Below are 14832 nucleotides of genomic sequence, written 5' to 3'. Positions count from 1 at the left end.
TTCTAGTAGGACCGGGGAAGCCCGAGGACTTTGGTGGCGATGAAGTTCTTGATCAGGTTATTGCTGACCGGGGCCGTCTGGAACATGCGGGTCTCGCGGAACTTGCGCTCGACGTCGTACTCGTCCACAAACCCAAAGCCGCCATAGGTGTTCATGCAGGCGTTGGCGGATTCGAAGCTGGCGTCTGCGGCCAGGTGCTTGGCCATGTTCGCCTCGGCGCCGCAGGGCTTACCCTCGTCGAAGAGCCGCGCAGCCTCGTAGCGCATGAGGTCTGCCGCGCGAATCTTCATGTAGCCATCGACGATGGGGAACGCCACCCCCTGGTTGGAGCCGATCTTGCGGCCGAAGACCTCACGGCTGTTGGCGTACTCGGTCGCCTTTTCGGCGAACCAGTAGCCGTCGCCGATGGCCTCGGCGGCGAGCAGGATCCGCTCGGCATTCCAGCCGTCCAACACGTAGCGGAAGCCGTTGCCGACCTGGCCGATGACGGCGGACTTGGGCACCCGTAGTCCCTTGTAGAAGATCTGGTTTGTGGCGTAATTGAACATGGTCCGGACCTTGACCACTTCCATCGCCTCGGGCTGGTTGGCCCGGACCTCGCGCAGATCCACTAGGAACAGTGTCAGGCCCTTGGTCTTGTCCGCGCCTTTCTCCGACGTGCGGGCCAGCAGGAATAGCAGATCGGATTCATCCACCCGGCTGGTCCAGGTCTTGTGGCCGGTGATGATGTAGTCGTCGCCGTCGGGTACGGCCGGGGTAAGGATGTTCGTGGTATCGGAGCCGGCATCCTCAGTAATGGAAAAGGCCTGCAGACGCAGCTCGCCGCTCGCGATGCCGGGCAGGTAGGCCTGCTTCTGCGCGTCGCTGCCGTGCCGCAGGAGCGCGCCCATTGTGTACATCTGAGCATGACATGCCGCGGAATGGCCGCCGGAGTGGTTGATTTCCTCCATGATGACACTGCCCACCGTCAGTCCCTGCCCCCCGCCGCCGTATTCGGTGGGGATCAGCGACGCCAGCAGCCCGGATGCAGTCAGTGCATCAACGAATTCCTGCGGATACCGGCGGTTCAGGTCAGTTTCGCGCCAGTATTCCGGCGGGAATTTGGAGCAGATGGTCCGGGTCGCTTCACGGTACTCATCCAACGTTACCTGTAGTTCGTGCACAGGGTCCTCCTCGGATCAAAGTGGTGGTACAGCCCCCGGCTACGATGCGGGAGGCTTCTGGAAGCAATCTATATAATATATTTAGTAAAAACAAGACCCGCAAGCCTGTCGCGAAGCCCAACAAATCGTTGACATTCATGGGAATTCTGGGAATCATTAGCTGAAATACAAAATATATTTCCGCATCAACGGGGATTGTGAGCATTGGAGCATCAGTTGGACGCCACGACAAGTGAAACCCGCGAGGTCGCGGGCTGGAACGGCAGGTTTTTCGAGGACTTCGAAATCGGCGACCTCTACTACCACCCGGCCGGCAAGACCGTCACGACCACCGACAACCAGTGGTTTACGCTGCTGACGCAGAACACCTCGAAGACCCATGTTGATGCGAACTACGCCCTGCAGACCGAACAGGGCAAGCCCCTGGTGGTCTCGACCTTCACACTGGCCCTGGTCACCGGGCAGTCCACCACCGACCTGTCCATGAATGTTTTCGCGAACCTGGGCTGGGACGAGGTCCGGATGCCTGCCCCGGTCTTCGAGGGCGACACCATCTACTCCCGCTCCAAGATCCTGTCCCTGCGTGATTCCGGTTCCCGACCCAACGTTGGTATCGTCACTGCCGCTACCGAGGGCTTCAATCAGGACGGCACCATCGTGCTCTCGTATCAGCGGACCTTTATGGTGTACCGCCGCGGCCAAGGCCCACAGACCAGCGCCGTCCGCCCGGACGAGGCATCGCTCCCGGCAGTCCAGGCCAGCAAATGACCGGCACTGCCCCGGCCGTGTCCCCCCTGGCCGCGTCCGCCGTCACCGCGCTATTCGTTCCGGGAGACCGCCCGGAGCGCTTTACCAAGGCCACCGCCAGCGGGGCCGATATCATCATCATTGATCTCGAAGACGCAGTGGCCCCCGGGTCAAAGGCTGCGGCCCGGGCTGCCGCCGTCGGCGCCTTGTCCGCGAGCGACGGCGGCGTCCGGGCGCTGGTTCGGATCAACCCCGCCGGCACCGAAGCGTTCGGAGCGGATCTCTCCGCCCTGCTGGCGGGCGGCCCCCCGGCGGGTCTGCTCGGCGTCGTGCTGGCCAAGGCGGAAACCGCCGCTGATGTGGAACACCTTCTCGGCGTGCTGCCGGCCGGGCTCGCGGTGATCCCCCTGGTGGAATCAGCGCTGGGGCTGCGCGAGGCGGACGCGCTGGCGTCGGTCACCGGTGTCACCAGACTTGCCTTCGGCGCCATCGACTTCGCCCTGGACATCAATTCCGCGAGCGAGGAGCAGTACCTTGCCTATGCGCGGTCGCGGCTTGTCGTTGCGTCGCGCGCCGCCGGAATCGCTGCCCCGCTGGATTCACCCTCCACCGAGATCCGAGACGCGGAGGCAGTCGCAGCTTCCGCTGCGCATGCCAACGGGTTCGGGTTCGGGGGCAAACTTTGCATTCATCCGGCCCAGCTGGGCCCGGTCGCCGATGCCTTCGGCCCGACGGCGGAGGAGACCGCCTGGGCGCGCACCGTGCTGGCGGCCGACGGCGACGCGGGGGGCTCTGCCGTCCAGCTTGACGGCAAAATGATTGATGCGCCCGTGGTCGAACGTGCACGGCGAATACTTCAACTCGCAGGATTTCAGTCAGGACAGGAGCAGTAATGGCAAGCCTCCCCCTCGAAGGGATCACCGTTGTTTCACTCGAGCAAGCCGTGGCGGCACCGTTCGCCACCCGGCAGCTCGCGGATCTGGGTGCCCGGGTTATCAAGGTCGAACGGGACACCGGAGATTTCGCCCGCGGCTACGACACCAAGGTCAACGGCATGGCCAGCTACTTCGTCTGGCTGAACCGCAGCAAGGAAAGCATTGTCCTGGATCTCAAGTCTGAGGAGGGCATCGGCGTACTCAAGAAACTCGTCGGCAAAGCCGATGTGCTCGTACAGAACCTGGCGCCCGGCGCCGTCGAGCGCCTGGGACTCGGCGGCGATGATGCTCTTGCCCTGAACCCCCGGCTGATCCATGCCTCCATTTCCGGCTACGGCAAGGGCGGATCCTACGAGCAGAAGAAGGCATACGACCTGCTGGTGCAGTGTGAGGCCGGTCTGCTCAGCGTCACCGGCACCCCCGACGAACCCGCCAAGGTGGGCATTTCCATCGCGGACATCGCCGCCGGCATGTACACCTACACCGGGATCCTCACCGCGCTGATCCAGCGCGGGAAGACCGGCGTCGGGGATGTACTGGAGATCTCCATGTTGGAGGCCCTGGGCGAATGGATGCAGCAACCCTCGCTCTACGCCGAATACGGCGGAACCCAGCAGCCGCGCAGCGGAGCCGAACACGCCACCATCGCCCCGTATGGTCCGTTCCCCGCCGCCGACGGGACGGTGTTCTTCGCGATCCAGAACGAACGCGAATGGGCCGCGTTCTGCGCCGACGTGATCCACATCCCGGAAATGGCAACGGATCCACTCTTTAACGGCAACGCCCTGCGCGTGGACAATCGCGCGCTGCTGCATACCAGGATCAATGGGGTCCTTGGTGTGCTGGGCGCCGACGAGGTGCTCTCCCGGCTGGACGCGGCGAACATCGCCAACGCCAAGCTGCGCACCATGCATGAGTTCTCAGCCCATCCGCAACTTGCCGACCGCGGCCGCTGGGCTGACGTGGATTCCCCCGCCGGACCGGTGCGCAGCCTTATCCCGCCCGTTTCCGCGCGTTCTTCAGGCTTCCGCATGGATGCCGTCCCGGCCATCGGCCAGCACACCGAGAAAATCCTTACCGAACTGGAGGAATCAGCATGACCGAGATCAGCTTCGCCCGCCAACTGGCGCGGCACGTCACAGCAGACCATGAACTCAACGCAGAGATCACAGACTGGATGAAACTGCTGCTGCTAGATTACTATGCCGTCACCACAGGGGGGGCGGAACGGGATTCCGCCGTGGCCGCGCGCTCGGCGGTCGTCACGGGCACGGCCAAGACCCAGTTCCAGACCGCTTCCCTTCACGGCACCACCTTGTGGGCTACACCCGAGGACGCCGCATTGGTCAATGGCATCACCGCCCACGGACTCGAACTGGATGACACTTTCGAGGAGTCCTCGCTCCACCCGGCCGTCGCGATCTTCCCGGCGGTGCTCGCGCTGGCCGATGAACACGGTTACAGCGTGCGCGAGGTCCTGCACGCCGCCGCCGTCGGCTACGACGTCATGTGCACCGCAGGCGTCCTGCTCGGCGCGGCCGAAAGCTACGGCCGCGGCTTCCACCCCACCGGTGTGGCAGGCGTGCTCGGCGTTGCCGCCGCCGTTGCCTCCTTGTTCAGGCTGGATGAGGACCGGAGCACCCATGCACTGAGCCTGGCCGCCAATCTGGCTGCGGGCAGCCTGGAATTCCTATCCGATGGGTCCTGGACCAAGCGCCTGAATGCCGGCCATGCGGCAGCCAGCGGCATCCGTGCGGCGAAACTAGCCGCCGCGGGCTTTACCGCGCCCGAGACTTCGATCGAGGGCAGGGATGGATTCCTGAACCAGTACGGCCGGGGCCGCGTCGCGGGCCGTAGCCTGGACCTGGTCTTCGGTAAGAGCGCCCTGGACACCAGCATCAAATTCTACCCCTGCTGCCGGTACATGCACGGCAACATCGACCTCCTTCGCGACATCCACGCACAGAACCCCGGCCTGGACATCGATGACATCGAATCCATCGAGGTCGGCGTCATCAAAGCCGGCGCCACCCTGGTCTCCGTGCCAGCTGATCGGAAGCTCGTGGTCAACACTCCGGTGGACGCGCAGTTCAATATGCCGTTCGGCGCCGCCGTCGCCCTGACCACCGGCCAGGCGACGGTTGAACAGTTCGACAACGCACCGGCCATTGCTGGCGAACTGGCGCCCTGGCTGGCGAAGGTGCACTGCTACACCAGCGAACGGCTTGAGGCTGCCTTCCCGGCGAGCTGGCAGGCCGAGGTCAGCATCCGGTTCAAGGATGGGCGGATCATAGAAAAAAGCGAGGATGCCTTCCGTGGCGCCCCGCAGGACCGCGCCACCCGCGACCAGCTCGTCGCCAAGGCGGCAGGGCTCCTGACCCCATCCGCGGCACAGGCCCTGGACGCATCCATCGCAGGCCTCCGGCTGGACGCGCCGCTGACCGGCCAGGTGACCGTGCCGCAGAAGGACTCGGTCTAGCTTGAGCCGCGCACTCTCCCCCGTCCGCGGGCGGCCTCAACTCAGCGATGAAGCGGCTGGTTATGTCCGCGAGCTGATCATGTCCGGCCAGATGCGGCCGGGGGAATCGGTGCGCGCCGAAGTCCTGGGCGAGGCCCTCAGCATCTCTACAACCCCCGCACGCGAGGCCCTCCAGGCCCTGCGGGTGGAGGGTTTCCTGGAACTGGTGCCCCGGCGCGGGTTCCAGGTGGCGCCTCTGACCGCCCGGGACATCGAGGACCTGTTTACGGTGCAGGCACTGATCACCGGCGAACTGGCCGCACGCGCCGCGGTGAACGCCACGGAAGCAGATCTGGGCGAACTGGAGGCCCTGCATCACGAACTGCTCGCCGCAGCCGGCCGGCGGGACTTCGTGGTGCTCGAGGAAAAGAACCACGCCTTCCACCGGGAGATCAATCTGATCGCAGGCTCCCGCAAAACCCTGTGGGTCCTCAGCTTGATGTCCCGTTATGTGCCCCGGCGTCTCTACCCTGAAATCGAAGGCTGGCCCACGGCCACGTCGCAGGACCACTCCACCGTGCTTGAGTTCCTCAGGAGCCGGGATGCCGACGGGGCCCGGAAGGCCATGCACGAGCACGTGGTCAGGGCCGGCGTGCTGTTGGCCCGGCAGTTCGATGAACGGGCAACGCCGTGAACATCGTCCCGCCGGACTGCCGGGCCAGATATTCCACCCGGTAGGAGTTGGTGCTGGCGGGGCCGACCCACAGGTCCACATCGATAGCCGCCCCGTACATCACGGACCGGCGGTACTCCACCTGCAGGGACGTCACGAGTCGGGACCGGCGAAGGTGGCCGGCCGCCCCGCCGGGTCATCCGGTCGAGCATAGCGCTCTGCGCCTCATCGATCAGGACCACCGGGCGGACGCGTTCACGTGCCCGTAATTGTCCTGACGTCCCCGGCGGACGTGGACGCTGGGGATGTCAGGACCAGGTGCGTGTAGCGGCCGGCTCAGATGTGGCGTCCACCGGCAATTTCCAGCACGGTCCCACTCATGTAGCTGGACATATCGCTTGCCAGGAACAGCACCACCGATGCGACCTCGGACGGTTCCCCGACCCGGCCCATTGGCACCTCGGCCAGCTTCGCGGCCATGACATCCTCGCGCAGCGCGTCCGTCATGGGGGTGCGGATGATCCCGGGCTGGACGGCGTTGACGCGGACCCCGGCGAACCCCACTTCCTTGGCCGCTGCCTTGGTTAGTCCGATAATTCCGGCTTTGGCGGCACTGTAGTTGGTCTGCCCAATCATTCCGACCTTCCCGGAGATGGAGGAGACGTTGATGATAGAGCCGCCCCGGTCCTGTCCACGCATCACCAGCGACGCGGCCCGGGTGCCGAGCCAACAGCCCTTCAGGTGCACGTCGATCACCTGGTCGAACTGGTCTGGGGTCATCTTGCGCATGGTGGCGTCGCGGGTGATCCCGGCGTTGTTAACCATCACATCCACCGAACCGAACGTTTCGCGGGCCGCAGCGATCAGCGCGTCCACGTCGGCCTCTCGGGTCACATTGCACTCCCGGCCCAAGGCGCCCGTGCCGAGCGCCGCCGCCGCTTGGGCCACGCCGTCGGCGTTCAGGTCGCCGAGGACCACATTGGCGCCTTCGCGGACAAAGGCTTCCGCAATCGCGTAGCCGAGGCCCTGTGCGCCGCCTGTAACGACCGCGGTGCGTCCGTCAAGAAGTCCCATGATGTTCCTATCTATTGTCTGTGGTGTGTCATGTGCTCAGTTGCCGGTGAACCGGGGCTCGCGGCCCCCGAAGAAAGCGGACTTGCCTTCGGCGAAATCCTGGGAAAAATACAGTTCCCGCTGGATTCGCTGCTCGGCAGCCAGGGCGTCACCGACTTCCAGCCGCCCTGCCGCGAAGAATTCCTTGACCGCCGCCAGCGACTGCGGCGCCCGGCCGGCGAGCACGACGGCGGTATCCAGTGCCCGATGCAGGGCGGCTCCCGCCGGTGCCGCCTCGTCCGCAAGCCCTAAGGCGAGCGCCTCGGCGGTACCGACCGGGTTGCCCAGCAGCAGCACCCGTTTGGCTGCGGACCGTCCGATCCGGTGCGACAGCGAGCCCATCAGGCCGCCGTCAGGGAGCAGTCCCAGCCTGGTAAAGGGAAACAGCACCTTTGCCCCTTCCGCCATGATGACGACGTCGCAGGCCGCCGCCAAGCCGACGCTGATGCCGGCTGCCGGGCCTTCAAGGGCCGCGATTGTGGGTTTGGCGGATCCCGCGACGAGCTGTACCAGCGTCCGGACGCGGTCCATCCGCTCATCGCTGTCTTCCCGCGATGCCGGCGGCATTGCGGAGAGGTCCCCACCCGAGCTGAACGCGCCGTCCGCCCCTGTGAGGACCAGCACCCTGACGGCGTCGTCAGCGGCGGCGGCCGCGAGGACATCTATTAGCTGTTCGCGCATCGGCGTGGACAGCGGGTTGCGCCGGGCAGGATCGTTTAGCGTCACCACCAGCACGCCGTCGTTCAGTTCGGTCAAGACCAATTCATACGCAGCTGGCATCACGGCACCATCAGACGGATCTGGTCCGCCACGCAGGCCGGCCGCCCGGAGCCCTCAAGCTCCAGCGTGTGCCGGATGAGCGCCTGAGTGCCGGCCCGGGTGTCCGTCAGCGAGACCAGCACCGGCCGGTTCCGCAGCCTGGATCCCACCGGAACAGGCGCCGGGAAACGGACCTTATCCAGACCGTAGATCATGGTCAGCTTCAGCCCATCCACCCGGTAAACCTCGCCGCTGAGCAGCGGCAGCAGGGACAGGGTCAGGTAGCCGTGGGCGATGGTTCTCCCGTAGGGGCCGCCGGCCGCGCGGACCGGATCAACGTGGATCCACTGATGGTCGCCGGTAGCATTAGCGAATTGCTGAATCCTGTCCTGGTCGATCCGCAGCCATCCGCTGACGCCGAGCTCCTGCCCTACCAATGCGGCCAGTCCCTGCAGTCCGTCCACTACCCGCATCTCAGGTTCCTTCCGGTGCTTTGCGCATCTTGACCAGTATGGCGATGTCCCCCGCCTGTACGGTCTCGCCGCGCTGGTTGGTCAGTGTGAACCGGCGTCCGACGACGCCGGCAGTGCCCCTGGACGTTGGTCGGACGGAGGTGATATCCATCCGACACCTCAGGGTGTCGCCGATCAGGATCGGCTTAGCGAATTTCCAGTGCTCGATGTCCATCATGGCGATGGCCGAATCCCGGAACCAGCCGGCCTGGTCCATCAGCCCGGTTACGATCGCCAGACCCAGCACGCCGTGCACCAGCCGCTGCCCGGACGGGCTCTTCATGGCGAACTCGGCATCCGCGTGGATCGGGTTCCAGTCCCCGGAGAGCATGGAAAACATGGTCAGGTCGGCCTCGGTGACGGTGCGCCCCTGCGACTGGAACGACTGGCCGGCTTCCAAGTCTTCGTAGAATAGACCGTCGTGCGGCGGGTAGTTCAGCACCGCTGCGGGCTGCGGCTCAGACACCGGCCACCTCCAGCACTGCACGGCCGGAGGCACCCTGGGCCTCCATCCGCTCATGCAGTTTTCGGGCCTGCGCCAGCGGGATGATCTCGGAGACTTCCGGGGACACCTTGCCCGCCTCGATTAACGCGAGCACCTCGGCCATCTCCTCTTTGGTGCAAGATTTGGTGCCGATCAGGCTGATTTCCTTGAGGATCAGGTAGGCCGGTGGCACGGTGACGCCCTTACCTTCGACATTGCCGACGACGACCACGCGGCCGCCCGGGCGGACGGCGTGCAGGGATTCCAGCAGGGTGGGGGCGCCGATCACTTCCAGAACGAGATCGGCCTGATAGCCCAGCAATACACGCAGTTCCTTGGCGAACTTCCGTTCTGCGCTAACGATCACATGGTCCGCGCCGGCGGCCCGGACCCGGGCCTCGCTCCGGGCCGAGGAGACGACCCCGACCACGGTTGCCCCGACGGCCTTGGCAATCTGAACGGCGTGGCTGCCGACGCCGCCGCTGGCTCCGGTGATGACCACCGTCTGCCCGGCCTTGAGCTCCCCGCGGCCCAGCAGCCCGTGGTAGGCGGTGCCCAGGGTGCAGGTCAGGATCGCCGCCTCCGGAAGGCCTACCCGGCCCGGGATCTTCACGGCGGTGCGTTTGGCAATCACCACGTACTCCGCGTATCCGCCGTCGTAATCCTCGCCGAGGAACTTTGGCGTCACAGATGTGCACAGCGCGTCTCGGCCCTCGGCGCAATTCCCGCAGTCGCCGCAGCCAACGAAGATCATGCTCATCACGGGATCGCCGACTACGAATTCCGTGACGGAACTCCCGACGGCGGCCACGGTCCCGCTGACCTGGTGGCCCAGAACCACCGGAACCTGCGCGCGCGGAAAGGCGCCCGCCCGGGTGAGAAGATCATGCCGGCAGACGCCGCAGTAGGCCACCTTGATCAGGACCTCGTTCGGCTTAGGCACAGGCACAGGCAGGGTCGTGTACTCCATCACCTCCGGCCCACCGAATGCCTGTATCTGGATGGCCTTCATCGTTGCCGCTACCGTCATACCCTCTGTCCGTTCTTACCCGACGTGCTTGCCGCATCAGCGTTGTTGCCGGCTCTGCCGTACAAGTGCTCGTAGGCGAATTCGCGCAGCGTGTTCCGCTGCACCTTGTCCCCGTTGGCGCCGCGCACCATCGGGAAGTTGTCCACGATCAGGACCCGCCGGGGCACCTTGAAGGCGGCGAGCCGCGCGCGGCAGGCCGCGATGATGTCTTCCTCCGTGATGCTGCCTTTGGAGTTTTCCCCCTTGTCGACAATGACGAAAGCCACCGGCACCAGGCCGTTGGGTCCCCCCACCGCAACGTACTGGGCCTCGAACACCCCGGTGAGGCCGCCCAGAAACGCCTCAACCTCACGCGGGCTGACCAGGAAGCCGCCGAGCCGCAGGGCGTCCCCCATCCGCGCCAGGTAGACCACGTCCCGCGCGGTCCGCAGGTAGCCTAGGTCCCCCGTGCCCAAGAACCCATCCGCGCCGAGGGGCTGGGGTCGAATGCCGTCCGCCGTCAACACTCCGATCGACAGATTGGGGCCGCGGACTTCGATTTCACCGTGTGCACCCGCGGCAACCGGAAGGCCTGTGTCGGCGTCACGAATCCGAACCTCGATGTCCTCCGACACCGGGACACCCCCGCCGAGCGCCCAGCGTCCGGCAGTGGATCCTTGTTCCGGATACGTCATTAGTGCCAGGACTTCACTGGAGCCATAGGTCTGGAAAAACTTCTTGCCCAGCTGCTCCCCCGTACGGATCATGTCCATCGGGTCCGTGGCGGTAAAGTTGCCGAACGCTGCCTCACGCCACGAGGCGACGCGGCCCGGGTCCGCCAGGGCGTCCAGCATCATGCGCAGCATCGTGTCGGACAGGTTCATGTGGGTGATCTGGTGCTTTTCGACCAGCGACAAAGCATCCTCGGGATTGAAGACGGATTGGAGCACCAAAGGGCGGCCGGCCGCAAGGGCCGCCATCAGCGTATTGAAGCCGAACACGCCGCAGAGCGGCAGGGTTCCAAAGACGACAGCGTCCTGTGCGTCATAGCCGAACCGCCCGGCCACCTCATGGCCGTGAAACAGCAGGCCCCGCTGGTTATGCAGGATGATTTTCGGCCGGCCGGTACTCCCAGATGAGGTGAAAGCCTGGGCCGGAAGCTCCGCTGCACCGCCCGGCGCCGTCGGGCATGCGGCATCGCCCTCCAGCAGCGTCTCATAATCCACCAGAGTCCGGTCAGGTCCGGAGGGACGCGGGAGCCCCGCTGAACGGATATGCACGATATGCGTCAGCGAGCGCGGCATCCCTGCACCGGATCTGCTGATATCCGCCAGCATGCCCAGGAAGTCGATTCCCTTGAAGCCCGGGTAGGTGACAAGTACCTTGGCCCCGGACTCGGCCACCAACTGCTGCACATCGTGGGAGCGCAATTTGGTGTTCACACCCAGTGCAGTAGCTCCGAGCCGGCCCGCGGCCAGCGCGATTTCCGCCCACTCGATGGTGTTCGGCAGCCAGATTGCGACCACGTCCCCCGGTCCCACCCCGAGACCGGACAAACCGGCTGCCAGCCGGTTTGTCCGGTCGGCCAGGCCGGAAAAAGTGATGGTACCGGCGTCGTCAATCAGGGCAGTCTTGCTGCCGTGTGTCCGGGCCAGATCCTGCAGCAGCGCGGCATAGTTTTCTCGGCTCAAAGCAGATCCCAGATTTCCTTGGATTCGACTTCGGCGGTCGGCTTGTTCAATGCGATCCGGCCGCGGTTGATCACTGCGACGCGGTGCGCCACGGCCAGGGCTTTATCGATGTTCTGCTCCACCAGAATTACCGTAATTCCGAAGTCCCGGTTGATCTGGGCGGCGACCTCCATCACGCGCTCGACCAGGTTCGGTTGCAGGCCCACGGACGGCTCATCCAGCATCAACAACTTCGGGTTGGACAGCAGCGCGATTCCGATTGCCACCATCTGGCGCTGCCCGCCGCTCATGGTGGCTACCAGCTGCTTTTTCCGCTCCACCAGGATGGGAAACAGTTCGTAAATAGTGTCCAGTGTGATCCGGCCTGCGGTGACCGCAAGGCCTAGGTTGTCCTCGACCGTGAGATTTTCGAAGTAACCGCGCTGCTGCGGGACCAGGGTGAGACCCGAGTGCACTATCTGCGGTGTGTTCAGCTTGGTGATGTCCTGGTTTTCGAAGGACAGGCTCCCTCGCTGGGCCTTGACCAGTCCCATGACAGTGCGCAGCAGCGTGGACTTCCCTGCCCCGTTGTGGCCCAGGATAGCCAGGAATTCGCCTTCCTGGATGGTCAGCGATAGGCCCTGAAGCACATGCTGGCCTCCCACCTGGGCATGGACCTCAGAGACCTCCAGCTGGGCTGTCAGGCCCACCCGTGCCGTGTCCGTCCTAGGCTCCGAAGTAGACTTCACGGAGTTCCTCCCTTTCCATCAGATTCTCCGGGGTATCGACGGCGAGCACCTGGCCCGAAGCCAGGAAGACGGCGCTGTCGCAGAGCTCGCGGACGAGCAGCATGTTGTGCTCCACCATCAGCACGGTGCGGCCGTCGGCAATGAGCTTGGCCAGCACCGCACGGAACTGGTCCAGCGAGGACTCGTCCAGCCCGGACGTCGGTTCGTCCAACAGCAGTAGGTGCGCATCGGTGGCCAGCAGCCGGGCGATGGAGACCAGCTTCTGTTCGCCGTAGGAGAGGTTGCCTGCCGGTTCCCGGCGGACCTTGTCACTGATGCCGACGAAGTCCAGGCACTCCTGCACGCGGGCCATGGTGTCCTTTTCGCGCCTGCGCACCAGGGCCGGGGTCAGGAAGACCTTGAAGAAATTCTCTCCGGGCTGGCCCTGCACGCCTACAGCCACGTTTTCCGCCACGGTCAGCCGCGGCAGCAGCCGGACATCCTGAAAGGTGCGGGCAATGCCGTGGTGGACCCTTTCCTGGGCCGACGCCCTAGTTATGTCCTTGCCCCGAAAAGTGACAACCCCGGAATCCGGAGCAATGGTTCCGGTGACCATATTGAACACTGTCGTCTTGCCGGCGCCGTTGGGGCCCACCAAGCCGGTGACCTTGTTTTCCGGCACGGTGAAGGTGGCGTCCCGGACGGCGTGCAGACCGCCGAAGTGCTTGTTCAAATCCTTGATCTCAAGCAGCATGTGCTTTCACCTCCGTCGTGTGGTTGTCGCCGTCGGGCTGCGTGCCCACTTTTTGCTTGCGGCCGCGCGGCAGCTCGCCGAAGATGCCCTGCGGCCTGAAGAACATCAGGACCACCAGCAGCACGCCGAAGAAAACCTGCTCCAGCGGGCCGGCCACCGACGTCGGCAGATGGACCAGCTTGAGCGCCTCCGGGATCAACAGGATGATGGCCGCGCCGACCACGGTGCCGAACACCGATGTCATGCCGCCGATCACGATCATGGTCACGATGGTCACCGAGACGTGGACCTCGAAGGACGCCGGACTGATGTACATCAGGTACTGGCCGTAGAGGACACCGGCGATGCCGGCGCAGGCGCCGCTGACCATGGTCACAATGACCTTAGAGGCGGCAATCGGCTTGCCCATGGTCGCGGCCACCGTCTCGTCGTCCCGGATGACATGGAGCATGCGCCCGTACGGTGAGTGGACGAGAAACCAGATGAAGCCGGTAATGAGTGCCAGCACCACCAGACACAGCACCAGGAAGGATCCGTCCGTGTAGAACTCCACAGGGCCGAGCTCCGGTCGTAGTATGCCCGGTACACCGGCGGTGCCGCCGGTGACATCCGTCCAGTTTTCGAACAAGCTGGTCGCCACGACCTGCAGGGCGAACGAAGCCACCAGGAAGTAGTCGCCGGAGACGCGCAGGGACGGCACTGCCATGACCGCCCCAGCGAGCGCCGTGATGACCATCGCCATGCACAGGGCGGGGATGAAGTCCCAGCCCACTTTCACGGTGAGGAACGCGGAAGTATAGGCGCCGATTCCGAAGAGTGCGGCATGAGCCATGGAGAAGATTCCGAGGTGTCCGGTCAGCAGGCCCAGGGAGACCGAAAGGATTCCGAAGATTGCGATGGATGTGACCAGCGACAGCAGCAGTGTCATGCCAGCCTCCTCTTTCTTGTCTGCAGTTTGATGGCCTGGAGCCCCTGGGGACTGGCCGTGATGAGGATCAAAAAGGCGAGGAAGACCGCGGCCAGTGTCCATTGCGCACCCATCCAAAGCAGCAGCAGATTCTGCAATACGCCCAGCAGCATGGCTGCAACGAAGGCGCCGCGGATGCTGCCGATTCCGCCGATGAAGACAGCCATAATGGCAACGATGAAGTACTGCTCGCCGAGCCCTGGCTGCATGCCGATGTCGGCTGCGATGTAGGTTCCGGCGACAGCTGCGAACAGCGAACCGACGGCGTAGACCAAGGTCAGGACCACCAGCGGCTTCCGTCCGAAGACTTCGAAGAATTCAGGATTGCCGGAGTAGGCCTTGATGAGCTTGCCGGCCCGGGTGCGCTCGAGGGAGAGCACGAGGCCGGCAAACATTAGGAAGGTCAGGACAATGATCACAATCTGCCCGACCGTCAGCGTCCAAGGGCCGATCTGCTGGGCCTTGCTGAACCAGCCGCCCAGGTCCGGTTTTGCCGGTCGGGCACCGAGGCCAAGGGTGAAAATGTTATCCAGCACGGTCAGCACGCCGAGCGAGACCAGGAAGAGGATGAACCCCTGGCCGCCACGTTTGTTCAACGGCACATAAAGGAAGCGGACGATGGCTACACCGACGACCACCGCTATGGCGATGCCGGCGGCGGCGGCAGCGGGGGCCGGCAGGCCCAGGGTGGAGCCGAACAGGTACGTCAGATATCCGCCGGAGGCGAAGACCGCCGCGTGCGAGATGTGGAAGTGCTTGGTGGCGCCGAAGATCAGTCCGAACCCCACGGCCACCAGCGCATACAGGGATCCGGAGACCAGCCCGTTGAGCAGCAGTTGAACAAATAGTGACATGATTCC

The 14832-nt window shown here is 64.7% G+C and carries 16 protein-coding genes; 5 read left to right on the top strand and 11 right to left on the bottom strand.

The genetic code is table 11. From position 1 onward, the window contains the following. Positions 1-2 precede the first annotated feature (2 nt). Positions 3-1163: an acyl-CoA dehydrogenase family protein gene (locus AC50YM_RS04935; protein WP_494955860.1), complete on the bottom strand. Its 1161-nt coding sequence runs from the start codon at positions 1161-1163 to the stop codon at positions 3-5. A gap of 216 nt (positions 1164-1379) precedes the next feature. Between AC50YM_RS04935 and AC50YM_RS04930 the strand changes: the two genes are divergently transcribed. The 5 genes from AC50YM_RS04930 to AC50YM_RS04910 are packed head-to-tail and all read left to right on the top strand — an operon-like array spanning position 1380 to position 5997. Further along, positions 1380-1931, top strand: coding sequence for a MaoC family dehydratase (locus tag AC50YM_RS04930; RefSeq protein ID WP_494955859.1), 552 nt, complete (start codon positions 1380-1382; stop codon positions 1929-1931). Then, positions 1928-2803 carry an HpcH/HpaI aldolase/citrate lyase family protein gene (locus tag AC50YM_RS04925; RefSeq protein WP_494955858.1) on the top strand — a complete coding sequence of 292 codons (876 nt, stop codon included), beginning with the start codon at positions 1928-1930 and terminating at the stop codon, positions 2801-2803. Before AC50YM_RS04930 ends, AC50YM_RS04925 begins: the two co-directional genes overlap by 4 nt. Continuing rightward, entirely contained in the window at positions 2803-3945 is a 1143-nt protein-coding gene (locus AC50YM_RS04920) for a CaiB/BaiF CoA transferase family protein (RefSeq protein ID WP_494955857.1), read from the top strand. The genes AC50YM_RS04925 and AC50YM_RS04920 overlap by 1 nt, the downstream gene beginning before the upstream one ends. Then, positions 3942-5324: an MmgE/PrpD family protein gene (locus AC50YM_RS04915; RefSeq protein WP_494955856.1), complete on the top strand. Its 1383-nt coding sequence runs from the start codon at positions 3942-3944 to the stop codon at positions 5322-5324. The genes AC50YM_RS04920 and AC50YM_RS04915 overlap by 4 nt, the downstream gene beginning before the upstream one ends. A gap of 1 nt (position 5325) precedes the next feature. Beyond that, positions 5326-5997 (top strand): GntR family transcriptional regulator, encoded by a 672-nt coding sequence (locus tag AC50YM_RS04910; RefSeq protein ID WP_494955855.1) that lies wholly within the window; start codon positions 5326-5328, stop codon positions 5995-5997. Between the two features lie 315 nt (positions 5998-6312). Here the strand turns inward: AC50YM_RS04910 and fabG are convergent, their stop codons facing one another. The 10 genes from fabG to AC50YM_RS04860 are packed head-to-tail and all read right to left on the bottom strand — an operon-like array spanning position 6313 to position 14826. Beyond that, positions 6313-7050: a 3-oxoacyl-ACP reductase FabG gene (gene fabG, locus AC50YM_RS04905; RefSeq protein ID WP_494955854.1), complete on the bottom strand. Its 738-nt coding sequence runs from the start codon at positions 7048-7050 to the stop codon at positions 6313-6315. Positions 7051-7086: 36 nt separating this feature from the next. Then, the gene (locus tag AC50YM_RS04900; RefSeq protein ID WP_494955853.1) at positions 7087-7845 is read right to left on the bottom strand and encodes an enoyl-CoA hydratase/isomerase family protein; all 759 of its coding nucleotides are present in this window, start codon (positions 7843-7845) and stop codon (positions 7087-7089) included. A gap of 23 nt (positions 7846-7868) precedes the next feature. Continuing rightward, entirely contained in the window at positions 7869-8321 is a 453-nt protein-coding gene (locus AC50YM_RS04895; protein ID WP_494955852.1) for a MaoC family dehydratase, read from the bottom strand. 1 nt (position 8322) lies between these two features. Next, on the bottom strand, positions 8323-8826 hold the full coding sequence (locus AC50YM_RS04890; RefSeq protein WP_494955851.1) for a MaoC/PaaZ C-terminal domain-containing protein: 504 nt from the start codon (positions 8824-8826) through the stop codon (positions 8323-8325). Further along, positions 8819-9874: an alcohol dehydrogenase catalytic domain-containing protein gene (locus AC50YM_RS04885; RefSeq protein WP_494955850.1), complete on the bottom strand. Its 1056-nt coding sequence runs from the start codon at positions 9872-9874 to the stop codon at positions 8819-8821. Before AC50YM_RS04885 ends, AC50YM_RS04890 begins: the two co-directional genes overlap by 8 nt. Then, positions 9871-11544 carry an AMP-binding protein gene (locus AC50YM_RS04880; RefSeq protein WP_494955849.1) on the bottom strand — a complete coding sequence of 558 codons (1674 nt, stop codon included), beginning with the start codon at positions 11542-11544 and terminating at the stop codon, positions 9871-9873. The genes AC50YM_RS04885 and AC50YM_RS04880 overlap by 4 nt, the downstream gene beginning before the upstream one ends. Further along, on the bottom strand, positions 11541-12272 hold the full coding sequence (locus AC50YM_RS04875; protein ID WP_494955848.1) for an ABC transporter ATP-binding protein: 732 nt from the start codon (positions 12270-12272) through the stop codon (positions 11541-11543). Before AC50YM_RS04875 ends, AC50YM_RS04880 begins: the two co-directional genes overlap by 4 nt. Beyond that, complete coding sequence (locus tag AC50YM_RS04870; protein WP_494955847.1) at positions 12250-13005, bottom strand: ABC transporter ATP-binding protein; 756 nt, start codon at positions 13003-13005, stop codon at positions 12250-12252. The genes AC50YM_RS04875 and AC50YM_RS04870 overlap by 23 nt, the downstream gene beginning before the upstream one ends. After that, positions 12995-13933 carry a branched-chain amino acid ABC transporter permease gene (locus tag AC50YM_RS04865; RefSeq protein ID WP_494955846.1) on the bottom strand — a complete coding sequence of 313 codons (939 nt, stop codon included), beginning with the start codon at positions 13931-13933 and terminating at the stop codon, positions 12995-12997. The genes AC50YM_RS04870 and AC50YM_RS04865 overlap by 11 nt, the downstream gene beginning before the upstream one ends. Beyond that, positions 13930-14826, bottom strand: a complete 897-nt coding sequence (locus tag AC50YM_RS04860; protein WP_494955845.1) for a branched-chain amino acid ABC transporter permease — start codon at positions 14824-14826, stop codon at positions 13930-13932. Before AC50YM_RS04860 ends, AC50YM_RS04865 begins: the two co-directional genes overlap by 4 nt. Positions 14827-14832 lie beyond the last annotated feature (6 nt).

This window comes from Pseudarthrobacter sp. RHLT1-30-1 (genome assembly GCF_059383415.1).
The sequence above is the reverse complement of the archived record's forward strand: the minus strand, read 5'-3'. Positions and strand labels throughout refer to the sequence as shown.